The sequence below is a fragment of the Alloprevotella sp. Lung230 genome, assembly GCF_014385435.1.
Lineage (GTDB): Bacteria > Bacteroidota > Bacteroidia > Bacteroidales > Bacteroidaceae > Alloprevotella.
Genome location: NZ_JACSUD010000006.1, coordinates 68,025 through 94,978, shown reverse-complemented (window position 1 = coordinate 94,978; position 26,954 = coordinate 68,025). Strand labels below are relative to the sequence as shown.

Annotated in this window: 21 protein-coding genes and 1 tRNA gene; 18 read left to right on the top strand and 4 right to left on the bottom strand. The window is 54.5% G+C overall.

All coding sequences use genetic code 11. The features are described 5' to 3' along the window. Positions 1-10 precede the first annotated feature (10 nt). From H8527_RS05245 to hcp, 16 genes are all read left to right on the top strand, one after another. Entirely contained in the window at positions 11-958 is a 948-nt protein-coding gene (locus H8527_RS05245) for a DUF5689 domain-containing protein (protein WP_187546217.1), read from the top strand. A 45-nt stretch (positions 959-1,003) separates the two neighbouring features. Continuing rightward, positions 1,004-2,122 carry a choice-of-anchor J domain-containing protein gene (locus H8527_RS05240; protein ID WP_187546215.1) on the top strand — a complete coding sequence of 373 codons (1,119 nt, stop codon included), beginning with the start codon at positions 1,004-1,006 and terminating at the stop codon, positions 2,120-2,122. An 89-nt stretch (positions 2,123-2,211) separates the two neighbouring features. Beyond that, entirely contained in the window at positions 2,212-3,111 is a 900-nt protein-coding gene (locus H8527_RS05235) for a DNA/RNA non-specific endonuclease (RefSeq protein ID WP_187546214.1), read from the top strand. Positions 3,112-3,211: 100 nt separating this feature from the next. After that, positions 3,212-3,285, top strand: a tRNA-Ile gene (locus tag H8527_RS05230). Between the two features lie 1,119 nt (positions 3,286-4,404). Further along, positions 4,405-6,390: a DNA topoisomerase (ATP-hydrolyzing) subunit B gene (gyrB, locus tag H8527_RS05225; RefSeq protein ID WP_187546212.1), complete on the top strand. Its 1,986-nt coding sequence runs from the start codon at positions 4,405-4,407 to the stop codon at positions 6,388-6,390. 167 nt (positions 6,391-6,557) lie between these two features. Next, complete coding sequence (locus H8527_RS05220; RefSeq protein WP_255498523.1) at positions 6,558-7,226, top strand: M15 family metallopeptidase; 669 nt, start codon at positions 6,558-6,560, stop codon at positions 7,224-7,226. After that, complete coding sequence (locus H8527_RS05215; RefSeq protein ID WP_187546208.1) at positions 7,227-8,435, top strand: SAM-dependent methyltransferase; 1,209 nt, start codon at positions 7,227-7,229, stop codon at positions 8,433-8,435. A gap of 109 nt (positions 8,436-8,544) precedes the next feature. After that, positions 8,545-9,054, top strand: coding sequence for an RNA polymerase sigma factor (locus H8527_RS05210; protein ID WP_187546207.1), 510 nt, complete (start codon positions 8,545-8,547; stop codon positions 9,052-9,054). 21 nt (positions 9,055-9,075) lie between these two features. Beyond that, positions 9,076-9,585 (top strand): pyruvate ferredoxin oxidoreductase, encoded by a 510-nt coding sequence (locus H8527_RS05205; RefSeq protein ID WP_187546205.1) that lies wholly within the window; start codon positions 9,076-9,078, stop codon positions 9,583-9,585. 311 nt (positions 9,586-9,896) lie between these two features. Then, positions 9,897-11,438 carry a glycine--tRNA ligase gene (locus H8527_RS05200; protein WP_187546203.1) on the top strand — a complete coding sequence of 514 codons (1,542 nt, stop codon included), beginning with the start codon at positions 9,897-9,899 and terminating at the stop codon, positions 11,436-11,438. Between the two features lie 14 nt (positions 11,439-11,452). Then, positions 11,453-12,094, top strand: a complete 642-nt coding sequence (locus H8527_RS05195; protein WP_187546201.1) for an FKBP-type peptidyl-prolyl cis-trans isomerase — start codon at positions 11,453-11,455, stop codon at positions 12,092-12,094. A 146-nt stretch (positions 12,095-12,240) separates the two neighbouring features. Then, positions 12,241-12,735 (top strand): RNA polymerase sigma factor, encoded by a 495-nt coding sequence (locus H8527_RS05190; RefSeq protein WP_187546199.1) that lies wholly within the window; start codon positions 12,241-12,243, stop codon positions 12,733-12,735. Further along, complete coding sequence (locus H8527_RS05185; RefSeq protein ID WP_187546197.1) at positions 12,732-13,451, top strand: hypothetical protein; 720 nt, start codon at positions 12,732-12,734, stop codon at positions 13,449-13,451. Before H8527_RS05190 ends, H8527_RS05185 begins: the two co-directional genes overlap by 4 nt. Positions 13,452-13,464: 13 nt before the next feature. Then, on the top strand, positions 13,465-14,598 hold the full coding sequence (locus H8527_RS05180) for a hypothetical protein (RefSeq protein WP_187546195.1): 1,134 nt from the start codon (positions 13,465-13,467) through the stop codon (positions 14,596-14,598). A gap of 219 nt (positions 14,599-14,817) precedes the next feature. Continuing rightward, the gene (locus tag H8527_RS05175) at positions 14,818-17,985 is read left to right on the top strand and encodes a hypothetical protein (protein ID WP_187546193.1); all 3,168 of its coding nucleotides are present in this window, start codon (positions 14,818-14,820) and stop codon (positions 17,983-17,985) included. Positions 17,986-18,467: 482 nt separating this feature from the next. Next, positions 18,468-20,120, top strand: a complete 1,653-nt coding sequence (gene hcp, locus H8527_RS05170; protein ID WP_187546191.1) for a hydroxylamine reductase — start codon at positions 18,468-18,470, stop codon at positions 20,118-20,120. An 84-nt stretch (positions 20,121-20,204) separates the two neighbouring features. Here hcp and H8527_RS05165 read toward each other — a convergent pair whose 3' ends face one another. Next, positions 20,205-20,822, bottom strand: a complete 618-nt coding sequence (locus H8527_RS05165; RefSeq protein WP_187546190.1) for a Crp/Fnr family transcriptional regulator — start codon at positions 20,820-20,822, stop codon at positions 20,205-20,207. Positions 20,823-21,239: 417 nt separating this feature from the next. Between H8527_RS05165 and H8527_RS05160 the strand changes: the two genes are divergently transcribed. Together H8527_RS05160 and eno are read left to right on the top strand one after the other, a co-directional pair. Further along, a complete protein-coding gene (locus H8527_RS05160; RefSeq protein ID WP_187546188.1) occupies positions 21,240-21,722 on the top strand; it encodes a flavodoxin in 483 nt (160 codons plus the stop codon). A 48-nt stretch (positions 21,723-21,770) separates the two neighbouring features. Then, entirely contained in the window at positions 21,771-23,054 is a 1,284-nt protein-coding gene (gene eno / locus H8527_RS05155; protein ID WP_187546186.1) for a phosphopyruvate hydratase, read from the top strand. Between the two features lie 258 nt (positions 23,055-23,312). Here eno and H8527_RS05150 read toward each other — a convergent pair whose 3' ends face one another. From H8527_RS05150 to H8527_RS05140, 3 genes are all read right to left on the bottom strand, one after another. Continuing rightward, positions 23,313-23,819 carry a hypothetical protein gene (locus tag H8527_RS05150; protein ID WP_187546184.1) on the bottom strand — a complete coding sequence of 169 codons (507 nt, stop codon included), beginning with the start codon at positions 23,817-23,819 and terminating at the stop codon, positions 23,313-23,315. Positions 23,820-24,811: 992 nt separating this feature from the next. Next, the gene (locus H8527_RS05145) at positions 24,812-25,693 is read right to left on the bottom strand and encodes a carbohydrate kinase (RefSeq protein ID WP_187546182.1); all 882 of its coding nucleotides are present in this window, start codon (positions 25,691-25,693) and stop codon (positions 24,812-24,814) included. 10 nt (positions 25,694-25,703) lie between these two features. Further along, positions 25,704-26,867, bottom strand: a complete 1,164-nt coding sequence (locus H8527_RS05140; protein ID WP_187546180.1) for an MFS transporter — start codon at positions 26,865-26,867, stop codon at positions 25,704-25,706. Positions 26,868-26,954 lie beyond the last annotated feature (87 nt).

Genomic DNA, 26,954 nt, shown 5'->3' with positions numbered 1-26,954 from the left:
TCGTCCACTCATGAACAAACTATATTCTCTCCTCATGGGCGGTGTGATGGCCTTCTCCTTGACCGCCTGCATGGACAGCCACGACGAGCCCGACACCGGCCGCCTCACCATCACTGCGACCCATCTTGCAGCGCCCAACACAACGATTCTTGATGTGAAAAACAAGTTCAAGAACGCCATCACGGGCAACAATACCTTTGAGCAAGTCAAAGAAGACTTGATTTTTGAAGGCGTTGTGGTAGCCAACGACGTTTCGGGCAACCTCTACCAAACACTGATCTTGCGACACATCGGCTCTACGGCCGGTGCTGCCGACGACCAGTGCATCCAGGTGGGCATCAAGCACACCATCCTCTATCCCTACTTTGCCCTCGGCCAGCGTGTGCGCATCAACCTCCGCGGCCTCTACATCGGCAATTATAGCCGCACGCCCAAGGTGGGCGAACCCTACTATACCTCTTCCGGCAATCTCCGTCTCGGCCCGATGCTGATGGAACGCGTGGCGCACAATGTGCAACTGGTCGGCAAGCCCAACACCACGCTCCCCGAACTCACACCCCTCGACCTGACCACCACCCAGGGCGCCACGTGGCTGGTCGACAAGAACCACCAAAACTATCTCAACTCGCCCATCCTGGCCAGCGTGATAGGCTCATTTCGTGAGATGCAGGGCACGGCTCGCAACAAGGCTGAGGTTGGGGCGCTCTCCGGCAAAAAAGAACCCCTTCCCAAAATCTTTGCCCCCGAAGCGCTTTATGATGCGGGCTATGCCGTCAACCGCAACCTCGTCACCCCTGCCGGCACGACCATTACGTTGCGCACTTCCACTCAAAACGACCTCTCCTTTCTGCCCCTCCCGGCCGATGTGCGCCACTACACCGGCGTGATGAGCTATTACAGCGGATGGCAACTCCAACTGCGAAGCCCTCACGACATCATTCCGAACCTTTCAAAGTAACCTCAACTTCACAGGCGTCCACTGCGCCCATCAAACCATAATGATATGAACAAATTTGCCTCTCTTCTGGCGGCTTGCACCCTCGCTCTCGGCTTTACGGCCTGCGAAGACGTGCCTTCGCCCTATCAAATTCCTACTGAAACCCCGGACACCCCCAAGCCCGGTGCCTCGACCTTCATCGAAGAGTCCTTCTCCTCCGAACTTGGGGTCTTCACCAACTTCACCACCTCGGGTCAGGGCGGATGGAAAATTGACTTCAAAACGGCCAAAGCTGCCGGCTATGACAACTCGACCAAAAAGACAACGGCCGGCACTTACTACTTGGTGAGCAAGGAGGTCGACCTCAAAGGCGTTGAGGCCGCCCACATCGCTTTCGACTACATCTTGCGCTATAGCAAAGCCGACGAAAACCAACAACTCCTCATCACGGAAAGTTTTGACGAGAAGAAAGCCGACCAGGGCTGGACGGTGATTTCGCAAACTTGGACCGAAGGCCGCGACTGGACCACCTTCTCACACGCCGACTTGGCCGTTCCTGCACAGTTCTTGGGCAAGAAGGTGCGCATCGCCTTGCGCTACAACACCGACAACGTGAGTGGTTCGACGTGGGAGGTGAAGAACTTCATTTTCCAAAAGGGTGCGCCCGAAAGCGTAACGCCCACTCCTACGCCAACTCCGACCCCGACCCCCACTCCTACGCCTGGCACGCCCATCTACTCGAAGGCGCTCACCGACAATGCCGACGGCTGGACGCTGGAGCAAGGCACACTCCCCACAGGTATCACCCGCGTCTGGGCACAAGATGCCAAGTTCGGTCTCAAAGCCTCCGCCTATGTGGGCGGCACGCGCTATGCCACCAAGGCATGGGCTATCTCGCCCGCCATCACCCTCACCACGGGCAACGTGCTCACTTTTGACCACGCACAAAAGTATGCCGCTGATGCCAAAACCGAAAACACCCTCTGGGTGCGCGAGGGCACTACCGGTACTTGGCAGCAACTCACCATTCCGACCTATCCCACAGGAGCCGACTGGAATTTCATCTCGTCCGGAAAGGTCGATTTGAGTAGTTTCGCCGGAAAGACGGTGCAGTTTGGCTTCTGCTACACCAGCACCACCAGCGTGGCCTCTACTTGGGAAGTGAAGAACTTTGTGGTCAAATAAGTCTCTTTCAAGACGCGATTGTTTTACTCCTCACGCACCCACTCTCCGCTATTGTTGTGGAGACGAGGTGCGTGAGTTGCTTTCTCTTTATGCTGAAATCTCTTGCCATCCCCCTTTTCATACTGGCGTCTCTCCTTTTGACAGCTTGCGACGGCCACAATCCCAACATACAGTTTGGCGGTGACGACAAACCGAGTCACGTTGTTTTGCCCAAAAACGACCTTGCCCGCTTGGAAATGCCGGCGCTCAAAAAGGATGCCCACGAAATCTTTGTGGTCCACCGCACGGCGCCTGTCCGGACCGGCGGTGACTCTGTGCTCAACTATGCCTATGCCTACGACACCTCGCTCTACCACACGCGATGGGTGGCCTTCCGTTTCGATGGCGACACGCGTCCCCGCAACGTGACGCGCAAGGCACACACCATCCGCCCTCAGTATCCTCGCGACCCTAAACTCCCTGTGCAGTACGCCCTCGCCGACGACTTGAGCTTCAAAGGCTACGACCATGGCCACCTTTGCGCCTCGGCCGACCGCCTCTATTCGCGCGAAGCCAACGACCAAACGTTCTACATCTCCAACATGAGTCCGCAGGACCCGCAGTTCAACCAGGATTATTGGAGCGCGCTGGAAAACCATGTGCAGACCCTCGGGCGCGACCCCGACTTTGCCGACACCCTCTATGTGGTGAAGGGAGGCACCATCTATGAGCCCAACGTGCTTCGCCGCATCACTTCCCAGCGCCTGCCCGTGCCCAAATACTACTTCATGGCTTTGCTCAAAGTCAAGAATGGCACGTATTCCGCCATCGGTTTTCGGCTCGAACACAAGGACTATGGGCACAAAGGTTCTAAGCAACGAATGCTGCAACACGTCGTTTCGGTGGCCGAACTGCAAACGCTCACCGGCATCGACTTCTTCCACAACCTCCCCGATGCGGTCGAAGTTGCCGTTGAGCGCATCGCTACTCCATCGGCTTGGAAATTTTAGTGTTCCTCCTTCTGTACGTTTATGAAAAAGGCGTGCCAAAATTTGGTCGCCTTTTTCTTTTTCATTACCTTTGCAGAAAGAAAGAATAGCGTCTTTCTACGGACTTGTAGCTCAGTTGGTTAGAGCAACAGACTCATAATCTGGAGGTCCTAGGTTCAAGCCCTAGCTGGTCCACATTCTCCCAATGAAGCACTTGCGAACCCCTCGCAGGTGCTTTTTGCGTTTTTAGGTCGGTTCGTTTTTCGAAAGGGAGAAGCCAAGGTCAATCACTGACGAAATGTGCACCGTACAGCGGCATTTCTCCACACACGGCCTTCTGTTATTCGGCTTTTCTTCGTAAGTTTCCAAGGAATAAGTAGGTGCTCAGAATAAATTGATACAAAGATAGTACCATAGTAGAGAGCATCCTACGACTAAGATAACTACGATTGATTTTGGACACCTGGTTATTTAGATATAGACATCTCGGCCTCAAAATCAGCCACTCCAACCCTACTTTAACTTGGATTTAACATTTCGGGGAAGGAGGAACAGCTACCTCAGAGATAGTTTTTTCTACCTCTGAGGTAGTTGGATTTAGCTGGGAGGTAGAAAAGGCGGGCTTCCTGAGTCGGGTGGAGTGGGGCATGTGGGCGCGTGTTGCCTCCTTTTGTTTGTTCTCGCGCGCGTATATACTACACAATAGGTCGTGTCTTTTTGCCTTCACTGCCTTCACCGAAGTGAGGTGTTGGTGAAGGCAGGTGAAGGGAGAATGTTTCTTTGCCTTCACCTGTAAGTGCTTTATAGTCAAAAGGTTGTTTTGGTGGTGAAGGCGTGAAGGATAAAAACAAGAACTATTGTAGGGACGCGCGCGCGAGGAAATCGGGGAGTATGGTGGTTCACCAATGGCTGATGGCTTACCGATGAGCGTCCCCATCGGGGACGTTCCCTTCGGTATTGGACCTCCCGTAGGTTCGTCGGGCAAGCTCTCCTCCGGATATTAAAAGAAGCCCCCTTCGGGGCCGTCCTGCTGCGTTGGACTTGCTGTGGTATTTCCTCTTCGAGGCGCTCTGCGGTGTAGGTTTGCCTGTGCCACTGCACCTGCGTCCCCGCGCTGTATCGCCTCAACGGCTGTCGCTGAAGGCGACATTGTACATCACAGCATTGTCTTGTCGCGATAGATCAATACGCCTCTCTTCTTGTAAGGCTGTATTTTGCAAGAAGATCCGAAAGATTGGCACCGGCTTTTCTACGTAAGAAATTGGTCGTTTCGAAAAAAAGTTGTATCTTTGCCCCATTATTAACCCCATAAGAATGGAAGAAATACAGAACCAAACGGCCGGCTATTCTGCCTCCAATATCCAGGTGCTCGAAGGCCTGGAGGCAGTGCGCAAGCGTCCGGCCATGTATATCGGTGATATCAGCGAAAAAGGACTTCACCACCTCGTCTATGAGACGGTGGACAACTCTATCGACGAAGCCTTGGCAGGATATTGCACCCATATTGAAGTCACGATTTGTCCGGACAACTCCATCGTGGTGCAGGACAACGGCCGTGGCATCCCTGTGGACATTCATGAGAAAGAAGGTGTGAGCGCGCTCCAAGTCGTGATGACGGTGCTCCATGCCGGCGGTAAGTTCGACAAAGGTTCCTATAAGGTGTCGGGCGGTCTGCACGGTGTGGGCGTGTCGTGTGTCAATGCGCTCTCCACGCGCATGAAGTCGCAGGTGTTCCGTGATGGGAAAATCTATCAGCAGGAATACGAAACCGGAAAACCGCTCTACGAAGTGAAGGTGGTGGGCGAAACCGACCGCCGAGGCACGCGCCAGCAGTTTTGGCCCGATGCCGACATTTTCACCACGACCGAATATAAGTATGACATTTTGGCCAACCGTATGCGCGAATTGGCTTTCCTCAACGCCGGGCTGACCATCGTCCTTACCGATGAGCGCGACTTGGACGAGGAGGGCAAACCGCGCAGCGAGACGTTCTACAGCGAGCAGGGCTTGCGCGAGTTCGTGCGCTACCAGGACTCCACGCGCGTGCCCCTCATTCAGGATGTCATCTACATCAACACCGAAAAGGAAGGAATCCCTGTAGAAGTGGCTATCGTCTACAACACGTCGTACAGCGAAAATCTCCACTCCTACGTCAACAACATCAACACCATCGAGGGTGGTACGCACTTGGCCGGTTTCCGCGCTGCGGTGACCCGTGTGCTTAAGAAATATGCCGAGGAAACCGCTGCCAAGCAAATCGAAAAGGCCAAAATCGAAATCACCGGTGAAGACTTCCGTGAAGGGCTCACCGCCGTGATCAGCGTGAAGGTGAGCGAACCGCAGTTTGAAGGCCAAACCAAAACCAAGTTGGGCAACAGCGAGGTGATGGGTGCGGTCAATCAGGCGGTGGGTGAAGCCCTCACCAATTACCTCGAAGAGCATCCGAAGGAGGCGAAGGTGATTGTGGATAAGGTCATTCTCGCCGCCACAGCTCGCATCGCGGCCCGCAAAGCACGCGAAACCGTGCAGCGCAAGAACCCCATGAGCGGAGGCGGACTGCCCGGCAAACTGGCCGACTGCTCCAGCAAAGTGCCCGAAGAGTGTGAACTCTTCCTCGTCGAGGGAGACTCGGCCGGCGGCTCTGCCAAACAAGGACGCAGCCGTGCCACACAAGCCATTCTGCCTCTGCGTGGTAAAATCCTCAATGTCGAGAAAGCCATGTGGCACAAGGCTTTTGAGAGTGACGAGGTGAACAACATCATTCAAGCCCTCGGCATCCGCTTCGGCATTCAGAAAGAGGGCGAAACCGGTGAGGTAGACTCCAAGGAGGCCAATATCGACAAGCTCCGCTATCATAAAATCGTGATTATGGCCGATGCCGACGTCGATGGTCAGCACATCGCCACGCTCATCATGACGCTCTTCTATCGCTACTTCCCCCAAATCATTCGCGAGGGCCACTTGTACATCGCCATGCCGCCCCTTTACCGCTGCAAGAAAGGCAAGGTGGAGGAGTATTGCTACAACGACCGCGAAAAGGACAACTTCATCGCTACCTATGGCGACCCCACCAAGGGCGAAAACTCCATCACGTTGCAGCGCTACAAAGGTTTGGGTGAAATGAACCCCACCCAACTTTGGGACACGACGATGAATCCCGAATCGCGTATGCTTAAACTCGTGACCATCGAAAATGCTGCTGAGGCCGACCACATCTTCTCCATGCTCATGGGAGACGATGTTGAGCCTCGTCGCGATTTCATCGAACGGAATGCCAAATACGCCACCATCGACGCATAGTGCTGATACGGCTAAGGGCGTCATCTTGTGCGGTCCTCCGGACGGCCTTTTTCTCACCACTGCTCTCTCCGACCTCACGCCGAGTCGAAGAGGGCAGTTGTCTTTTTTGATTGCACCTGTTTATGTGTTTACGTCTTTTGTTTCTTCTGTTTTTTGTCGGTAGTCCGATGAGTTGGGCACAAAAAACGCCCCTCGAACGGCGCATCGAACAGCAAGGTTTGGTCGATGTGCACAGCGTGGACAGTACGATTTTTGTCAGTCTGATGTATGCGCGAGCCGACAATTTCACCGGCCGAATCTTGTATCATGATTTGCACACCGCCTATTTGCTCCCCGAAACGGCACGTGCCCTTCGCAAGGCACAGACCGAATTGCAACGGCGGCATCCCGACCTGAGTCTGAAGGTCTACGATGCCACCCGGCCCATGTCGGTGCAGCAACACATGTGGGATGTGGTGAAGGGGACGAACCGAAGCATCTACGTGAGCAATCCGGCGCGTGGAGGCGGACTGCACAACTATGGACTGGCGGTCGATATCACCCTGTGCTGGCGTCGGAATGTCTACGACCGCAGCGGACGTTTGCTCCACGCCGCCGGCGATACCACCGGCCTGTCGATGGGCACACCGATAGACTACCTCGGAAAGTTGGCTCATGTGCGCGATGAAACCGCGCATTTTCGCAAAGAGAGCCTCACCCGACAGCACTTGACACGCCGTCGTCTCCTCCGCGAAGTGATGGCAGTGGGAGGTTTCAAAGTGCTTCCCACGGAATGGTGGCACTTCAATTTCAAAACGCGTGCCGAAGCTCGGGCGCACTATCACCTCATACGATAAATGGAAATTTTGCTCAAAAACCGCGATTTCATCGAGAAAAACCAGTATCGACAAGTGGAAGACGTGGCCCTTGAACTGGCCAACGCCCATCATCCCGATGCCGCTTTTATCCTCCGCCAAATCGAAGGACGGCAGCGACTCCGCGAGAAAGTGCCCACTTGGTCGGCTGTGGACGAACTGCTCTATCCTGTGCGCCTCTCGTTGGAACAGTGCAGCGGTGAACCGGCGGCACGCTACAAGGCGCAGGTCGTGGAGCGGCTCTTTGCCGAAGACATTGCTGCCCATCGTTCACTCTCAATGGCCGATTTGACCGGTGGTTTTGGGGTAGATTTCTCTTTTCTCGCCCCTCTCTTTTCTCGCGCGGTCTATGTGGAACGGCAGGCAGAATTGGTGGCGCTGGCACGGCACAATTTTCCATTGCTTGGGCTGGCACAGGTGGAGTGTGTGGAGAGCGATGGAATCGACTATTTTCGTGCGATGGCACCGGTCGATTTGCTCTTCCTTGATCCTGCCCGCCGTGATGGCGCCGGGCGGAAGACGGTGCTGATCGAAGATTGTCAGCCCGACGTCAAGGTGCTGCTTCCCGAACTCTTGGCGAAGTGTCGCGTGCTGATGCTCAAACTCTCCACGATGCTTGATTTGCGACAGGCCATAGACGCGCTCGGTGGTGTGGCAGAAGCCCACGTGTTTGCGGCCCAAGGAGAGTGCAAGGATTTATTGCTGGTTTGTCGTTCCGATTTTTCCGATGAAACCGCTATTTTTTGCGCCAATGAGCGTGCGAACTTCTTCTTCCGTGCCTCCGATGAAATCGCACTTCCTGTTTCCTTTGCCGATAGTGTCCGCGGCTTTCTCTACGAACCGGACGCCGCGGTGATGAAAGCCGGTGCTTACAAAACCATCGCGGTGCGTTATGACTTGCAAAAACTGCATCCGAACACTCATTTATATGTGAGCGAGGTGGAACACACGGATTTTCCGGGCCGTGTCTTCAAAATAGAAAACGTGGTCGGCTTTTCTAAAAAGGAGCAGCGAGAACTCTCCGCCCTCAAACGTGCCAATCTCTCCGTGCGCAACTTTCCGGCAACGGTGGCTGAACTGCGCAAACGGCTCAAACTTCAAGAGGGGGGAGATGCTTACCTGTTTGCATGTACGCTCCACGACGAAACAAAGGCCATCATCATAGCGCGAAAGAACGTCTCTCGAAGGTAATGGCCTGCGAATAGAAATCTCCCTCATCAGAACAAATCGAACAAGATTTCAAAAAAAACAGCGGCAATCTGTAACTTTTCAGCGTCTTGTCCGTCTTACCATTAGAGGCATGAAAGAAATTGACTTCCAAAACGACCTGCTCCCCCTTAAAAACAAATTGTTTCGGGTGGCACTACGCATCACGCTCGACCGCCTTGAAGCGGAAGACGTTGTGGAGGACACCCTTGTCAGAACATGGGAGCGACGAGCCACCTTGGATGAAGTCAATAATCTCGAAACCTACTGTCTCACCATCTGCCGCAATCTGGCTCTCGATAGGGCGCAAAAGAAGGATGCCCAGCATCTTTCGCTTGACCACGAAACCATAGAAGCCCCGGACCATACACCGCTGCCGGACGAGCAGATGGAGCGCGAAGAGCGCTTGGCGCTGGTGCACCAACTCTTCAACCGGTTGCCCGAGAAGCAACGCACCGCCTTGCAACTCCGCGACATCGATGGGTACTCCTACGCACAAGTGGCCGAAGTGATGAACATTTCCGAAGCCGATGTGAAAGTGACGCTCTACCGAGCACGACAAGCCTTGAAAGCACAATTGGAGGCGCATCGTCATCACATTTAAGTTTTTAGTCAACGCACCCTTATGAACTACCAATATATCGAACAACTCATTGAGCGCTATTTTCTGGCGGAGACCACGGTGGCGGAGGAAAACATCCTCCACACGTTCTTCAGCCAGAGCGATGTGCCCGAGCATTTGCAGCAGTATGCCGACCTCTTCGGCTATGCGCTGCAACAGCAGGACAGCGATGTCTTGGGAGGCGACTTTGATGAGCGCGTGTTGGCGCGTCTTGCCGCTCAGGGCGATGCTCCCGAAGTGCGCGTCAAGGTGAAGCGGATGACCTTTGGCGAGCGCATCAAGCCCTTGTGGCGTGCTGCTGCAGCCGTGGCTATTGTCATCGTCTTGGTTGGTGGTGCAGGCCAGTCGGTCATCCATCATCCCACCTCAATTATTCTCAACAATGGTGATGCGGCTGCCAAGTCTATCACGCCCGATGAAACGCAACCCGGCACCACTCCCTATCGCCAAGTGGAGGAGGGGATGAAAATGGCCGTTACCGGCGACAGCCTTTCTCCCGCGAAAGCGCAATAGCCCCTTTCTTCGTCCGATGGGCGAACCTCAACCGAAAGTACAACAACTTTGCTCCATATTAAAACACCCCCGCTGAACCCTATGGTTTCAGTTCTCTCTTCCCAGTAGTCGTCCAACGGGACGCACCGACGCACCAGAAAGTGGCCTTGCTGCTTTCTGGTGTGTCGCTTTTTTAAGGTAAGTCGGTGTGGTCGCGGATGAACTTCCCTCATCCTCTTATTCTCGCCCAAAATGCGCAAAAATCACTAAAAGAGCGCCTATCTCAAAGAAAATCACTACTTTTGCACGAAATACGCAATAAAAGAACAATAATGGCACAAGAAGACGTTTTCAAGAAAATCGTATCACATTGCAAAGAATACGGTTTTGTGTTTCCCTCCAGTGAAATCTATGATGGTCTCGGCGCGGTCTACGACTACGGACAGCTCGGCGTCGAACTGAAAAACAATATCAAGCAATATTGGTGGCAATCGATGACGCGCCTGCACGAAAACATCGTGGGCATCGACTCTGCCATCTTCATGCACCCCACCATCTGGAAGGCTTCCGGCCACGTGGATGCGTTCAACGATCCGCTCATCGACAACCGCGACTCCAAAAAGCGCTATCGTGCCGATGTTCTGATTGAAGACCAAATCGCGAAGTACGAAGAGAAAATTGAAAAAGAAGTGGCCAAAGGCCGCAAGCGCTTCAAGGAAAGTTTTGATGAAGAACAATTCCGCGCCACCAACGGCCGCGTTTTGGAAATTGCTGCCAAGCGCAACGCTCTTCACGAACGTTTTGCCGAAGCCATGAACGCCAACGATCTCGAAGGTTTGAAGCAAATCATCCTCGATGAAGAAATCGTTTGTCCCATCAGCGGCACGCGCAACTGGACGGACGTGCGTCAGTTCAACCTGATGTTCAAAACCGAAATGGGCTCAACGTCGGAAGGTGCCAGCACCATCTATCTCCGTCCCGAGACAGCACAAGGTATTTTTGTGAACTACCTCAACGTGCAGAAGACAGGCCGCATGAAAATCCCCTTCGGTATCGCTCAAATCGGTAAGGCATTCCGCAACGAAATCGTCGCGCGCCAGTTCATCTTCCGTATGCGCGAGTTTGAGCAGATGGAAATGCAGTTTTTCGTCAAGCCCGGCACCGAACTCGACTGGTTTGCGAAGTGGAAAGAAACGCGTATGGCTTGGCACCAAGCACTCGGTTTCGGCGCAGAAAACTATCGCTTCCACGACCACGAGAAGTTGGCCCACTATGCCAATGCAGCCAGCGACGTGGAATTCCGCATGCCGTTCGGTTTCAAAGAAGTCGAGGGTATTCACTCCCGTACCAATTTCGACCTCTCTCAGCACGCCAAGTTCTCCGGCAAGAAGATTGAATACTTCGACCCCGAGGCCAACGAAAGCTACACGCCTTACGTCATCGAGACCTCCATCGGTGTGGACCGTATGTTCCTGAGCGTCATGTGCCACGCCTATCAAGAGGAAACCCTCGAAGGCGGCGACAGCCGCATCGTGCTGCGTCTGCCTGCTGCTTTGGCGCCCATCAAGTTGGCCATCTTCCCTCTCGTCAAGAAAGACGGGCTGCCCGAAAAGGCACGTGAAATCATGCACGACCTGCAATACCACTTCAAGTGCGCTTATGAGGAAAAGGATTCCATCGGCAAGCGCTATCGTCGCCATGATGCCATCGGTACACCCTATTGCATCACCATCGACCACGACACCCTGAGCGATGGTTGCGTGACCATCCGTGAGCGTGACACCATGACCCAGCAGCGCGTCAAAATCGAAGATCTCCGCAACTTGATTGAAGACAAAGTGTCCATCACTTCACTGCTCAAAAAGTTGAAGTAACTCCTCCTTGTCCTATGAAGCAACTCCTCTTCCTTCTTTTGGCTGCGGTGGGCTTGCTGAGCGCTTGCTCTGAAGACGACAACACCGTTTCGGAATATGCCAACTGGCCGGCGCGCAACATCACCGCTTTCCGCGACACCTTGGCGCAGGCAAATGCTGCCATTGCTGCCGCCCGTGCCACCCATGGCGATGCGTGGACCGACCACTGCGAGTGGCGCACGTTGGGTAGTTATACCAACCTTCCCACAGCCAAAACCTCTTGGCGCGACTCGATCGCGGTGCGTGTGTTGAAAACCGGTACCGGTTCAGGCACGCCACTCTACACCGACAGCGTGCGTGTGATTTACGTGGGACGCTTACTCCCCACGCCTCAGACCCCCAAAGGTTACGTCTTCGATCAGTCGGGCTTGGCAGGCAATGTGGACGAAGCTTTTCGCCCCGAATACGGTCAAACGGCACGCTTTGCCGTGAGCAACTTGGTCGAAGGTTTCACCACCGCCCTGCAACAGATGCACATCGGCGACCGATGGCGGCTCTTCCTGCCTGCCGACATGGCCTACGGCAGCGCTTCCCGCACCGGTATTCCGGGCGGTTCGATGCTCATCTTCGATGTGGAGCTTCGCAACTATTGGCGCAGCGGTACCACTGCACCCTGATATTCTGACTTATTACAACACAGTCCACCTCTACCGCGGTGGACTGTGTTGTTTTTTTGATGATGAAAAACACCTTATTTTCGTCTCTTGACAAAAAAAGTAACATTTTCTCACCCCATATCGCGCTTTTCGATTGTTTATAGAGTATGAACGCCACCCAATTCAGCCTCTTCACTCGGCAACATCGCGAAGCCTTGACACGCGTTGCGCTCAACTTCTTCCACGATACGGAGGCGGCAGCCGACATTGTGCAGGAAACGCTGCTGCGCTTATGGGTGGTGCGGGCACGGCTGAGGACTGAGGCCGACTTTCTGGCGTTGGGCATCCGTATTGCTAAAAACCTTTGCGTCAACGAGTGGAAGCGCCGACAACTACATGCGGTGGCGGGAGAACCGATGCCCGAAACTCCCTCGTCCACCGACACGGCCGCCCCACTCGAAGAACAAGAAAATCAGCACCGCCTGCACGCTGCCCTCGCTACCCTCACCTCCACCGAACGCCGCATCTTCACCCTTTGGCGTGATGAACAACTGGAAGTGGCACAAATTGCCGAAATCATGGGCTGTCTGCCCACTACGGTGAGCAACACCCTTTATCGGACGAAACGCAAACTATTCACGCTCATACAATCCACATTATGAACACCCAACTTCTCATCACTTCCTACCTCGAAGGAAAGCTCTCCCACCGCGAAGAGGAGCAACTGCGCACGATGCTCGAGGAAAAGAGTGTGCTCAGCCTCGAGGAGCAGACGGTGCTCGCAATGCTCACTCCCGAACCGCCCATGCAGCCGGACGAAGCGTGGTGGAGCGAAGAAGGATGTGCGGCCTACGATGCCCGGGTAGACAATCTTTCCTCTACGGATGTGGAACCGTCTGCACCGAAACCTGCACGCCTCCGGAGTCCGCGTCCCCTCTGGTGGGGCGTTGCTGCCGCCTGCGTGGGTATGCTCATAGCACAATGGTGGGCGAGGGTGGAAAAAGGCGTCCATGAAACGGAAATGCCCCCGATGGCACAACTTTCATCGTCTGCCCCCGTGGCATCCCCTGCACCTCCTTTGGTTTCGGCCACGATGGCCAATCAGCTAGTTCCTCTACCACAATGTAATCGTTCCACATCTCCTTCCTCTACGGCACCCGACTCTGCCACAACATTGTGGGCTTCTGCCGAACCAATGCTCACCGATTCGCTCAGCAACATTGCGGCGTTGGCAGATTCTTCACCCCAACTGTTTCAACAATGTTGGGATGCGTGGGTAGAACCGGCTATGGCCGCCATGCAAGTCAATCTTGACTACCAAATGTTTCTCTTTTCACACCCCGATACAATCAGCAAACCATTATACGTAGACCTCTAAAAAACTTTCCATTATGAAATCCCTGTTCACTTCTCTCCTACTCCTTATCTTCACACTGCCGCTCTCCGCACAGTACGCCCTGCGCACAGCCGTTGAGGATTTTGCCAACGCCGGCAAATACGTAAAAGGCGTGCGCTCCATTTCACAAACCGTTGACACTCCCAACGAGCCCTATTTCTCCCTCTATTCCTACCACTTTGAAATGCCTCGCAAAGCCGCTCGCAAGCAGATAGACACCTTCCTTCGCGCCTACAATGCCGATGCCCATTCACCTGAAGTAACCATGAGCATCCTCCACGTAGGCGACAGCGACGACAATCGTCCCTGCCGCATCGACTATGCTTACGGTCAAGCCCCTATTCAGGTGGGAGGCGATGAGTACGACAATCTCGCCCTTATCCGTATCCCTTCTCCTCGCGGAGGCGACTACCGCATCGTTGTGTGTGTCGAGTGGGAAGACTTGGACGATAGAAAAGTGGACGGACGTGTCCACATCATCGAAGGACAACACCAAACAGCGCCTACTCAACAGCGCTCGCCCCAAGGGAGTAAATATCGTTCTCAACGGAATATCAACATTGATACGCCCGACTCGCACTTTCAGTTTGAATTCACTCCTTCCCTGCGCGACAGCATCTTCAAAAAAGCCTTCAAGGACATCAACAGCTGCGACATTTCCTCTATGGTAGTCAATAAGCGAGACGGCCAATCTATCACTATTCTCAAGAAAGATGGTTCGAAGATGACGCTCAAGATAGGCGACGACGGCAGTTACACCACCATTGACACCGACCCATCGGGACGCAACGATACCACCGTCGTGCGCCTGCCGCAGGTGCAGCATTCCGACGACAAGGCCGTGAGAGAATATGTTCGCGGACTCCCATTTTACGAGAAGAACCTCATCAACAAAAACAATGCCTATAACCGCCAACTACTCGAGAAAATGGTGGGCGAAGGCGAACTCCTGCTCGACAAAATGGCGATCGACGACCTCTGGCAGGTCATCCTCACCGGTCGCCGCCTGCTGTGGGGGAGGTTCACCAACGAAGGCAGCGAGGAGATGCGCCAGCGCCTCGAGGGCTTCATCATGCGCTGCGAAGAGCGACTGAACACCCTCACTTTCGAAAGCCGCCTCACCGACTAACTTTTCTTTTTCTACCTTTTTTCATCCCGCCGTCCTTGCAGAAGAGTCTGCAAGGGCGCTTTTTTATAATGCTGAGATAATGTTGGGATGATTTTACTCTCGTTTTCCGCTTTTTAGCCGCGATAGGCACGTTGAAGTGTTAAAACCCTATCCTTTGTGCCACTCAATCCTTCAAAATACTTTATATTTGCAGCCGAAAACACTTATAAACCTATTATCATGCAAACATTTTCTTTCAAACCGTGGGCCGCAACCCTCCTCCTCGCCTTAGCGACCGGGGGCATCGGTCTACAAGCGCAAAGTGTGATTTTCCCACAAGCGCAGCAGCCCGGCGTGGCCGTGCTCACCGGCCAAGATGGGCACTACATCCTCAGCAACGACCTCTTTCGCGCCACCTTCCTCCACCAGGGCAGCAGTTTGACCTTCGGCGGCTGTCCAGAATTGGACCTCGAAGCCGGCACCGAACTCTTTGCTGTGCGTCTGGGCGATGGCAGTAAGACGGTCAAAGCCTCCGAAATGAAACTCGTGGGCGAAGTGCGCCAACTGACCTACGCTGCAGACGCCGCTGCCGTGAAGGGGGCAAAGCGCTTTGCCGGACGTGCCCTCGAAGCCGACTTCACCTACGGCGACCTCGCCCTCACCTGGCGTGCCGTGCTACGCGATGGCAGCCACTATCTGCGCACCGAACTTGTCCTCACCGCCAAGAAAGATGTGAAGATGCACTCCATCCTCCCCATGACCTACCGTGTCAATGTGCAGCAGGCCGGCAGTGCACCCCGCATCGTGGGCAACACCCGCGGTGCCGTCTTGGCGAGCGACAAAATCTTTGCCGGACTCGAAACTCCCACCGGCATCAACACCGCCGGCGAAGGCGACGACATGAGTGCTTTTGTGCACAACGCCTGGACGATGGAGAGCTTCGCCTGGCACCCGGCCGAAGAGACGCCGCAGGCCATTCGTAAACTCGGCTACACCACCGACCAGATTGTCGGCACACGCGGCTATCTTTCTTTTAAGAAGGGGAAACAGACCGTCACTTTCCAATACCAAAGCGGCAACCACCGCCTCAACATCGTGGGCGTCGACGTCTGCCGCCTCGATGGCACGGTCGCTGCCTCCGACTATCACTACGGCTACACCGGATCGGCAAAATCACGCAATGTCTACACCCTCGACATTCCCGAACAGGGCATCTATCTGGTGCGCTACTTCATGGAGGTGAAGACCGAAACCATCCACTCCTCCGGCACCATCACCTATTCCGGCAAGGTGGGTGTGCCCGTTGTCGTGCGCGACCTCGCGCCCGGCAGTGCCCCCAAAGCCGGAGCACCGGCACACGTTGTGCTGCCGCACTCACCCTCGACACAACGCAGCCTGAGCACCCACACTTTGGACGAAGGCGACGTAGCTACCGACACATGGACACCGAGCACGTGGAAACTCGCCGCAGCAGTGCCTTCGCGCATCAACGAACTGGGGTGGACATCGGCCCACGTCTACAACTACGAACAGCCCCTCACTCTCAACTCACGCGGTGCGCTCCATGTTGAGTTCACCTACAAGAGCGGCAACAACCGCCTCGACCTTTGCGGCGTCGACCTCATCGACGAGGCCGGCAATGCCGTCACCTACGACTACCACAACGGATACACCGGCCACGCCAAGGATAAAAACCTCTACACGCTGGCCGTGCCCTATGCCGGTGCCTACACCTTGCGCTGTTTCGTGACCAATGCCCACGAAGCCCTCACCTCAAGCGGCGACATCCGCCTCAACCTCGTGCTCCGCGACACCCTCCATCTGCCCGCTGCCACCACCACGCCCATCCTCGGCACCTGGAGCCGCAACACCACGCTCGCCGCCGGCCGCTCGTGGGAGGTGAGTGCCGTGGTCGGCCTCATTGCCCCCGGTCAGGCGCGCCGTTCCTTTCTGGCCTACAATGAACGTGAGCGTGCCGTGCCTTGGCGCGCCATGCCGGCTTACATCTCTTGGTACGAGCTCAACATCGACCGCAACAACGACCCCAACTACACCGGCAACATGCACGACACCCAGTGTAACGAGGTGGTGCGCCAGTGGAAGAAACAACTCTTCGACCGCTACGGTGAACACATCAATTCCTTCGTCTGGGACGACGGTTGGGACCACTACGGCACGTGGACGTTCAACCCCAACTTCCCCAACGGCTTCAAGGAGAGCGACCGTCTGGCGCGGGAGATGGGCTCCGGCATCGGGGCTTGGCTCGGCCCTGTCGGGGGCTACGGACAGAGCGGCAACTACCGCCGCCAGTATTGGGCCGGCAAGGGGGGCATGCAACTCTCCAACCCCGCCTACTACAAGGTGTTCACCGACGCCATCGTCGACCTCTGCAAAAACCGCGGCTATGACTTCCGCTTCTTCAAGTTCGACGGCATCAGTGCCCAGTTCAGTGCCGTAGGGCCCGACCCCGGCACCGTGGGCGAAGAGAATGCCGAGGGTATCATCAGCGCCGAACGCATGGTGCGCCGCGACGTCAAGGAAGACATCTTCTTCAACACCACCGTCGGCACGTGGGCATCCCCCTTCTGGTTCAACGTGACCGATGCCGTGTGGCGCCAAGAGGGCGACTTCGGAAAAATCGGGGTGGGCGACGACCGCGAACAGTGGATTACCTATCGCGACCGCCTCGTCTATCAGAACTTTGTGCAAAACTCCCCCCTCTGTCCCATCAACACCCTCATGACCCACGGCTTCATCCTCTCCAAGCACGGACAGGTGTCGAAGACGATGAACTATCCCGGCATCCTGCGGGAACTCCGTTGCGCCTTTGCCTGCGGTTCGGGCATGGTGGAACTCTACAATGACTACGAACTGATGAACAGCATCAACGGCGGACGCCTCTGGGCCGACCTTGCCGAATGCCTCCGCTGGCAGCGCGCCAATGCCGAGGTGCTCCCCGACATCCACTGGGTGGGCGGCAGTCCGTGGGACGGCTCGAAGGCCAACGTCTACGGCTGGGCTTCGTGGAACGGCAAGAAAGCTACCTTCACCCTCCGCAATCCCGCCAACTCGCCCCAGACCTACAAGACCACCCTGCGCGCTGCGCTCGAAATCCCGACCTATCTCCGTGGCGCCGTGACGCTCAACAAGGCCTTTGCCAACCAGCCTGCCCTCAAAGGGCTGAATGAGGGCACGCCCATCGACATCGATGCCGAACTCACCCTCACGCTCCCGGCCCACACCGTCTACATCTACGACGGCACCGATGCCACGAGCCCCACAGGCATCGCCGACACTCCGGCTGCCGGCACACCGCGCAATGCCTATCACGACCTCGCAGGTCGCCGCCTGGCGGCTCCTCCCGCTTCGGGTGTCTACCTCCACAACGGGCAGAAGCAGGTGCGCTGATGCCACTTTCCCCAATCCTTATCCCCCACCAATCGCCTTTGGTGGGGGATTTTTTGTTTGTCTCCTCTTGTGCCCTTCTACATATCCCCCGTGTCGCTCCCCCGAAAGGCTTTTTAAGGGGTGGTGTAACCTATGTTACGCTCCGCTCTCGTGAGAAGCCGTACTTTTGCCCTCGAAAAGCCGTGCACAATGCAGTGTGGCTTTGCTGTTGGGCTTTTACTCAACCCCCGAAGAGGAAATGGGCGGACCCCCAAAAGAAAAACTACTCACGACAAAAAGTTGTTTTCATCAAGCGCAAACTATAAACCAAAGCTTGAATTATATAAACCAAGGTTTGAATTACATAAACCAAAGTTTGAATTAAAGATTACTTCTGAGCTTTTCAACTTTTCTCGTTAGATAATCGACAATGTTTCTTGTTGGTCGAAGTTCATTGCCTCCCTCAGAAAAAAACAATTTATCAATAACAATATCTTACTCTTATGGACGCTCAAATGTTTTGTTTCCAATGTCAGGAAACCGCTAAAAACCAAGGTTGCCTCATCAAAGGCGTTTGCGGCAAACTGCCCTCCACTGCCCGCCTGCAAGACCTTCTGCTCTTTGTGGTGCGCGGCATCTCCGTGGCTGAACGCTTGCTCCGCCAAAACGGCATCAACGTGGAACGCGAGATTTACGTGTTCAACACCGATGCTCTCTTCTGCACCATCACCAACGCCAACTTCGACGACGACAGCATCGCCGCCCGTGTCGAAAAGGGACTGCAACTGCGCGACCGACTCAAAGCGCTGCTCATTCAGCACGACATCAACGTGCCACAGGTCGATGCATTGACCTGGAGCGATGTACGCGAAAACTTCGATGCCAAAGCCGGAGAAGTAGGTGTGCTTGCCGAAAAGGACGAGGACAAACGCTCCCTCACAGAACTGATCATTTATGGATTGAAAGGACTTGCCGCTTACGTGGAGCACGCCGAACGTCTGGGCTACGAAGATTTGGACATCAACCGCTTTATGTGCGATGCCTTGGCCGCTCTCACCGTAGACCATCTTGATGTAGAAGCTCTCATTGCACTGACCCTCCGCACAGGAGAATTTGGTGTGAAAGGTATGGAAATCCTCGACCGAGCCAACACCGGCAGTTATGGTCATCCCGAAATCACAGAGGTGAGCATCGATGTGCGTTCCAATCCCGGCATCCTCATCTCCGGCCACGATCTGAAAGACCTGGAGATGCTGCTTGAACAAACCGAAGGTACGGGCGTAGACATCTATACTCATGGCGAAATGCTCCCCGCCCACTACTATCCTGCCTTCAAAAAGTATAAGCACTTCGTCGGCAACTACGGCAACGCCTGGTGGCAGCAACGTGCAGAGTTCACCTCTTTCAACGGCCCCATCCTCTTCACCACCAACTGTATCGTACCGCCCCTTTCCAACGCCTCCTATAAGGACAAGGTGTTCACCACCAACGCCACGGGCTATCCCGGCTGGAAGCACGTAACCACAGGTGCGGATGGAAAGAAGGATTTCTCCGAAATCATCGCCTTGGCCAAGACCTGCCCCGCTCCCACCAGCATCGAGAAAGGCAGCATTGTGGGTGGCTTTGCCCACAACCAAGTATTTGCCCTCGCCGACAAAGTAGTTGATGCCGTCAAAAGCGGTGCTATCAAAAAGTTTGTCGTGATGAGTGGCTGCGACGGACGGCAGGCCGGTCGCGACTATTACGCCGACTTTGCCAAAGCCTTACCCCAAGACACGGTTATCCTCACCTCGGGTTGCGCAAAATATCGTTACAACAAACTCGCCTTGGGCGACATCAATGGTATCCCCCGTGTGCTCGACGCCGGCCAGTGCAACGACAGCTACTCGCTCGCCCTTATCGCGCTCAAACTGAAAGAGGTGTTCGGATTAGACAACGTGAACGACCTACCCATTGTCTACAACATCGCGTGGTACGAACAGAAAGCCATCATCGTCCTGCTCGGGTTGCTCTACCTCGGTGTGAAAAACATCCATGTCGGCCCCACGCTTCCCGGCTTCCTCTCGCCCAACGTGACGAAGGTGCTTGTCGACAACTTCGGTATTGCAGGCATTACCGATGTAGAAAACGACATGAAGCTCTTCGGCATCGCATAATACATAATAAGCAAAAGCAAACCTCAGAACTCCACCGGCAGCGGCGGACTTCTGAGGTTTGCTTTTGCTTAGATTTCTTGATGCCTATTTCGCCCTGTGGGCAATCTCGTAGCCTTCGGTCGTACGCTCCACGACTCCCTCTGCAGCCAAGTCGGAGAGCATGCGCGAGAGCGACGGCCGCTGCACGCCCATGGCTTGTGCCGCACTTTGTACGCTGTCGATGCGACCTTTCTTCACCAGATATTCCAGCGTGCGTGCCCGCAGCGTTTTCAAAGCAAAAGTGCGCACCTTGTTGCTCAAGAAAGCGCAGCGGTTGGAGATGTCGGCCATGAAGTGCCGCATCATGTCAGGGTGAGCCACCATGAAGTCGAAAAAGGCGTCTTTGTTGATGACCCATACCTCGCAGTCGCTCTCGGCCACGACCGTCACCGGAAAACGATTGGTTTCGCCATAAATAAAAGCCGATGCCAAAATCTCGGGAGCCTCGAGGTGGTCGATGGTCAGGTCGCGTTCGCCCTCACCCATAGCGGTGATGATGTTTCCTCGTGAGAGGATGTAGACCGAGCGGCAAGGGTCGCCCTGTTGCACAATCTGTTCGCCGCGGCCGAAACATTCCTTCCGGCAGGGGGCGTGTGCCAGCCATTGTGTGAACTCCTCGAAAGATACGTGGGCAAAAAGGGGAAGTTGAAACAGGTGGTGCATAAGATGGAAAGAATAGGAAAGATGTAGATGCAAAGGTAAGCATTTTGCCGTAGCGGCGCAAGGATATCCTCCTCACGGAGGGATTTTTTCAGAAGGAGAGTAAGAAAAAACGCCTTCTATTTGGTAGGTGGCAGAGAATTGCTTAATTTTGCAATGTAGCCTCTCGAAAGATGCGAGCACAGCACCGCCTATCAATAGCACGCACAGCCCACTTTCGGGGAGGCTCTTATTTCAAAGCAGGCTGCGGACTTTTCTACAACGCCCGGACAAGAGCTTCCCGACGACCGCAAAACGACCGGGCAAGCTTTGATTTTTTTTAGCGGGGTCGTTGCAAAATCACTACATTAGGTGATTGTGTGTACCGAGAAAATTGCGTACTTTTGCAGCCTACATAAACCCCAATAAAATATTATTCTTATGATCGGAATTTTTTACGGTAGCACCACAGGCAACACCGAAGCGGCTGCCAACGACATCGCAGCTGCACTCGGCGTAGATGCAGCCAACGTACACAACGTAGGTGAAACTTCGGCCGACACCGTGGCTCAGTACGACACCCTCCTCCTCGGTTCCTCCACCTGGGGCAGCGGCGACCTGCAAGACGATTGGTACGACTTCCTCGATGCCTTCAAAGCACAAGACTTGGCCGGCAAGAAGATTGCCCTCTTTGGCTGCGGCGACAGCGACGGCTATCCCGACACTTTCGTAGGCGCTTTGGCACAAATCTACGATGCCCTTGCCGACAGCGGCGCCACTTTCGTGGGTCAGGTAGACGGCGATGGCTACGGCTCCACCGACACCGAATCCTTCCGCGATGGTAAGTTTGTGGGTCTTCCCCTCGATGATGCCGACACCGACTCCCACGCTTCCCGCATTGCCGACTGGGTAGCCACGCTCTAAGTTTGAACTTTCCAACCTAAACTTATCATATTTAAATTCTGCGTAACAATGAGAATTGAAAAAATCGTAGCTCGCGAGATTCTGGACTCTCGTGGCAATCCCACTGTGGAAGTTGACGTAACCCTGGAATGCGGCGTTGTCGGCCGTGCTTCTGTGCCCTCTGGTGCTTCCACCGGCGAACACGAAGCCCTCGAACTCCGCGACGGCGACAAGAAGCGCTACCTCGGCAAGGGTACGCTCAAGGCCGTTGAAAACGTGAACACGAAGATTGCTCCTGCCCTCATCGGCATGTCGGCTCTCCAGCAGCGCGCCATCGACCACAAGATGCTCGCCCTCGACGGTACGAAGACCAAGAGCAACCTCGGTGCCAACGCCATCCTCGGTGTTTCGCTTGCTGTGGCCAAGGCAGCTGCCGAATACCTCGAAATCCCCCTCTATCGCTACATCGGCGGCACGAACACCTACACCCTCCCCGTGCCCATGATGAACATCATCAATGGTGGTTCGCACTCCGACGCTCCCATCGCTTTCCAAGAGTTCATGATTCGCCCCGTAGGTGCTCCCACCTTCCGCGAAGGTCTCCGCATGGGTGCTGAAGTGTTCCACGCTCTCAAGAAGGTGCTCCACGACAAGGGTCTTTCTACCGCTGTCGGCGACGAAGGTGGTTTCGCTCCCAACCTCGCCGGTGGTACTGAAGAAGCTCTCGAAAGCATCCTCACCGCCATCAAGAACGCCGGCTACGAACCCGGTAAGGACGTGAAGATCGGCCTCGACTGCGCTTCTTCCGAATTCTACGCCGACGGTGTGTACGACTATACCAAGTTTGAAGGCAACAAGGGCGCTAAGCGCACTGCCGACGAACAAGTGGCTTACCTCACCGAACTCATCACCAAGTACCCCATCGACTCTATCGAAGACGGTATGGCTGAAAACGACTGGGACGGCTGGCAGAAGCTCACCGCCGCCATCGGCGACCGTTGCCAACTCGTGGGCGACGACCTCTTCGTGACCAACGTGGACTTCCTCCGCAAGGGTATCGAGCTCGGTTGCGCTAACTCCATCCTCATCAAGGTCAACCAAATCGGTTCGCTCACCGAAACGCTCGACGCCATCGAAATGGCTCACCGTCACGGCTACACTTCCGTGACTTCTCACCGTTCCGGCGAAACCGAAGATGCTACTATCGCTGACATCGCTGTGGCTACCAACTCCGGCCAAATCAAGACCGGTTCGCTCAGCCGCTCCGACCGTATGGCTAAGTACAACCAACTCCTCCGCATCGAAGAGGAACTTGGCGATCTCGCTGTTTACGGTTACAAGCGCATCAAGTAAGCGAGCCCCTTCTCGCATCAACTCTTAGGACATTCGTCCTGGCCACAGCCGACTTCTTTGCAAAAAGAGGTCGGCTTTTTTATTTCCGCTCCGCATCGTGCTCTGCTTGACTATCCCATTCCCTCCTTCTTGGCTCCGTAGGCAAAAAAAGCCGGCATTCGCTTCCTTTGTTCGTACAAACAAGGAAGCGAATGCCGGTTTTATTCTATGCGCTAATCTGGAAGGGATGATTCCACTCCATTTTAGAGAGAAGTAGATTTACTTGGCCCCTTTCTTCAAATGGACGGTGATAATGGGCGTTGTGGCGTAGCGACCAAAGCGTCCATCGGGATAAGTATAGCCCTCTGTCACCGGCACTTCTTTCCCATCCACTTCGCAACGATAGCAGTCGTGGTAGTTGCCCTTGCGCTCCACGTACCATTTGGCCGTGTGCTTCTCGCCGGCCTCCAACCAGCGGTCGCTGCTGATTTCCATCGTGTAGGTTTCTTTGCCTTGCGGAGAAGTGGTCGTCGAACGGTTGAAGGGGAAGCATAAATAATATCCATTTTCATCACGAAGCCAAGGTCTATCAGGCACCCCGAGATACTTCCCGCGCCCTGTGGTCACCGTGGCATAGAAGTCATAGGTGTAGTGGAAAATGGTATTCTTTTCTACATTCGCTTCAGTCAGCTTACCCAGCCAATTTACTCCATTTTCATCTACAAAGCGGATGCGGAAAGCACCAGAAAGTTCACCATCTTCCAAACGAGGAGGGTGTGAGTCCAAATTAAGCTCATTATCACAAGCTGAAAGCCCCATCAATATGACAGCAAAAAGACTCGCAACTGTAGTTACTATACTTTTCATAAGTTTGGTTTTGAAATGGTTGAAGTTCGAATTTTATATTGATAAAGCCCTTTTTGATTACTTCTTGTAGGTTTCTGATTATCTTCTTTTCTTGAGTCTAACACCCAAGGGCTATAATACCCATTGTAATCTCTGATTAGGGTGTTTTTTATTATTGTAGAGACTTTACACAAAGTGTAATTCGATGTCGCAAAAGTAGGAAATAAGAATCAAACAAGCAATAAAATTACTTTTTTTTTAAATAGTTTACAATCGATTAATTTTTCATCAGCGCTCTATTATAGTATTATAGACAGATGACTATGGAGTTTTTGCCATCGGTCATCAATCATTGAACCGAAACCTACCCTCCCATTTATATATAGACATCTCGATGTCCATTTCAGCCACAAGCTCCCGAGTTTAACACGACTTTAACATTTCGGCGAGGCCGACAGAGAGGGAGGGACGGAGTGTGGAAAACGGATTTTCTACCTCAGAGGGAATTGCATTTACCTCTGATGTAGTTTCATTTTCCTCAGAGATAGTTTTGTTTACCTCTGAGGGAAATTCCGCGACTTCCCCTCTGTTGCTTGCCGGCATCGACCGGACAGTCTGCTTCCCTCGCGCGCGTATATACTACACAATATGTCGTGTTTTTTGCCTTCACTGCCTTCACCTACGTGGGTAGTCGGTGAAGGCAAACTTGGGTTTTGCCTTCACCTACAATTCCCTTGCAATCAATGGGTTGCGTAGGGCGGTGAAGGTGTGAAGGCAAAAAACAGTAACTATTGTAGAGATACGCGTGCGTGCGCGAGGATTGTTTGCCGCAAAAAATAAAAAAACACGTGAGTTCAGGACGAACCCGAAACTCACGTGGGCGAGGACATCCGAAATCCTCTTCACATTCACTGATCAAAACACAGTGTATCTTATCGGCCGCGTTCCAAGAGGTCTTGGGGGAGGCGGGGCATCGCTCCATTTTGCGTGCAGACGTAGGCGCTCACCTCCACTGCCAAACGATGGGCTTCGCAGATGGGCTTTTCGTGAAGGAGGGCGGCGGTAAAGGTGGCCGTGAAGGAATCGCCGGCACCGACCGTGTCGGCCACTTCAACACGAGGCGTTTCTTGGAAGAACATAGCGCCGGGGGTGAAAACATAACTGCCATTGACTCCACAGGTGAGCACCAGCATCTTGAGGTTGTACTTACCGAGGATGAGCCAACATTTGTTTTCGATGTCCAAACCGGGGTAGCCGAAAAGACGACCGAGAGTGACCAGCTCTTCATCGTTTATCTTCAAAATGTTGCAGGATTTAATCGACTCTTGAAGGGTCTCCTTGGTGTAAAAGTTTTGGCGGAGGTTGATGTCGAAAATTTTCAGGCAGTCCGTGGGTGTGGCATCGAGAAAGCGACGGATGGTGTCGCGCGAGACGCTGCTGCGTTGTGCCAGCGAACCGAAGCAGACGGCACGGGTGTGGCGTGCCACTTCCTCCAATTCGGGTGTGAAGGGAATGTTGTCCCACGCCACTCCCTCGCGAATGTCGTAGGTGGGCACTCCCTCTGCGTCGAGCGTCACTTGCACGGTGCCGGTGGGGTAGTCGATGCGGGGAATGAGGTAGTGAAGTCCGCGCTCATCGAACTTTGAGAGGAGTTCGTCGCCCAAAGCATCCTCACCTACAGCGCTGATGGCGAGAGAGTCGTAGCCGAATTGTGAGACATGGTAGGCGAAGTTGGCGGGGGCGCCTCCTATTTTTTTGCCTTCGGGAAGCACGTCCCAGAGTGCTTCACCAAGACCGACGATGTATTGTTTCATAAGAGAAAGATTAGACTTGTTGTGATTTCATTTTGGTGAGATAAAGAAAAAGATAGAGTACGCCTACGGCCATCACGGCCACGGCACCTGTTTGCCCGACGGCATCGGAGGCCACGCCCATCAGGAGCGGGAAGATGGTGCCGCCGAAAAGCCCCATAATCATCAATCCCGACACTTCGTTTTGCTGTTCGGGTTCGGAGAGGAGCGCTTGCGAGAAGACGAGGGAGAAGATGTTGGAGTTGCCGTAGCCCACGAGAGCAATGGCAGCGTAGAGCATCCAAGGCGTGTGCCCCCACCAAAGGCCGAGCATGGAGAGCGCCATCATCACGACAGAGATTCCGAAGAAAAGACGATGGGGCAGGACGCGGAGGAAGTAGGAACCGGTGAGGCACCCGATGGTGCGGAAGATGAAGTAAAGACTTGTGGCAAAAGCCGCCTCGTTGAGGTTCATGCTCAGACGCTCCATGAGAATTTTAGGCGCGGTGGTGTTGGTACCCACGTCAATGCCCACATGACACATGATACCTACGAAAGAGAGCAGCACCACAGGGCGTTGCAGCAACCGAACGCAGGCACCGAAGCCGCTGGCGCGAGAGGCGGGTTGCTCCTCAATGGCAGTGGCACCGAGCAGAAAGACGGCGGCGATGCCGATGACCATGTAGATGGGGAAGAGGACGCGCCATCCCAGTCCGAAGGTGGGCATGGTGGCGGCGGCTCCCCACATGGCGATGTAGGGCGCCATGAAGGAGGCGATGGCTTTGATGAACTGTCCGAAGGTGAGGGTGGAGGCCAGTCGGTCGCCTTGAATCATTCCCGCGATGAGCGGATTGAGGGAAGTTTGCATCAGGGCGTTGCCGATGCCGAGGAGCGAGAAGGAAACGAGCATCAGACCGTAACTGTCGCCGAAGATGGGTAGGGCGAGCGAAACGACGGTGACGACGAGGGAGAGGAGGACGGTGCGCTTACGCCCGATTTTGTTCATCAGCAGGCCGGTGGGTACGGCGAAGATGAGGAACCAAAAGAAGACGAGCGAGGGGAAGACATTGGCTTCGGCGTTGGTGAGGTGGAGCGCTTCCTTGACATAGTTGGAAGCGATGCCCACGAGGTCTACAAATCCCATGGCAAAGAAAGCGAGCATCACGGGAATGAGGGCGAGACGAGATGTTTTAGACATGGTGGTGGTTGATGGTGGGGAAGGGAAATCGGTGGGAAGCCGCCCATTATGCAGCGGCTTTCCGTCCGTAAAAGTAAAAAAGAGGTT

Excerpts from the sequence above, each read along its gene's own strand:
- H8527_RS05190 (WP_187546199.1), top strand. The coding sequence starts at position 12,241 with ATGAACGCCACCCAATTCAGCCTCTTCACTCGGCAACATCGCGAAGCC.
- H8527_RS05145 (WP_187546182.1), bottom strand. The coding sequence starts at position 25,693 with ATGAAACAATACATCGTCGGTCTTGGTGAAGCACTCTGGGACGTGCTT.
- H8527_RS05245 (WP_187546217.1), top strand. The coding sequence starts at position 11 with ATGAACAAACTATATTCTCTCCTCATGGGCGGTGTGATGGCCTTCTCC.
- H8527_RS05200 (WP_187546203.1), top strand. The coding sequence starts at position 9,897 with ATGGCACAAGAAGACGTTTTCAAGAAAATCGTATCACATTGCAAAGAA.
- H8527_RS05205 (WP_187546205.1), top strand. The coding sequence starts at position 9,076 with ATGAACTACCAATATATCGAACAACTCATTGAGCGCTATTTTCTGGCG.
- H8527_RS05210 (WP_187546207.1), top strand. The coding sequence starts at position 8,545 with ATGAAAGAAATTGACTTCCAAAACGACCTGCTCCCCCTTAAAAACAAA.
- H8527_RS05160 (WP_187546188.1), top strand. The coding sequence starts at position 21,240 with ATGATCGGAATTTTTTACGGTAGCACCACAGGCAACACCGAAGCGGCT.
- H8527_RS05235 (WP_187546214.1), top strand. The coding sequence starts at position 2,212 with ATGCTGAAATCTCTTGCCATCCCCCTTTTCATACTGGCGTCTCTCCTT.
- H8527_RS05175 (WP_187546193.1), top strand. The coding sequence starts at position 14,818 with ATGCAAACATTTTCTTTCAAACCGTGGGCCGCAACCCTCCTCCTCGCC.
- gyrB (WP_187546212.1), top strand. The coding sequence starts at position 4,405 with ATGGAAGAAATACAGAACCAAACGGCCGGCTATTCTGCCTCCAATATC.
- H8527_RS05180 (WP_187546195.1), top strand. The coding sequence starts at position 13,465 with ATGAAATCCCTGTTCACTTCTCTCCTACTCCTTATCTTCACACTGCCG.
- H8527_RS05185 (WP_187546197.1), top strand. The coding sequence starts at position 12,732 with ATGAACACCCAACTTCTCATCACTTCCTACCTCGAAGGAAAGCTCTCC.
- H8527_RS05220 (WP_255498523.1), top strand. The coding sequence starts at position 6,558 with ATGAGTTGGGCACAAAAAACGCCCCTCGAACGGCGCATCGAACAGCAA.
- H8527_RS05240 (WP_187546215.1), top strand. The coding sequence starts at position 1,004 with ATGAACAAATTTGCCTCTCTTCTGGCGGCTTGCACCCTCGCTCTCGGC.
- H8527_RS05195 (WP_187546201.1), top strand. The coding sequence starts at position 11,453 with ATGAAGCAACTCCTCTTCCTTCTTTTGGCTGCGGTGGGCTTGCTGAGC.
- eno (WP_187546186.1), top strand. The coding sequence starts at position 21,771 with ATGAGAATTGAAAAAATCGTAGCTCGCGAGATTCTGGACTCTCGTGGC.
- H8527_RS05215 (WP_187546208.1), top strand. The coding sequence starts at position 7,227 with ATGGAAATTTTGCTCAAAAACCGCGATTTCATCGAGAAAAACCAGTAT.
- hcp (WP_187546191.1), top strand. The coding sequence starts at position 18,468 with ATGGACGCTCAAATGTTTTGTTTCCAATGTCAGGAAACCGCTAAAAAC.
- H8527_RS05165 (WP_187546190.1), bottom strand. The coding sequence starts at position 20,822 with ATGCACCACCTGTTTCAACTTCCCCTTTTTGCCCACGTATCTTTCGAG.
- H8527_RS05140 (WP_187546180.1), bottom strand. The coding sequence starts at position 26,867 with ATGTCTAAAACATCTCGTCTCGCCCTCATTCCCGTGATGCTCGCTTTC.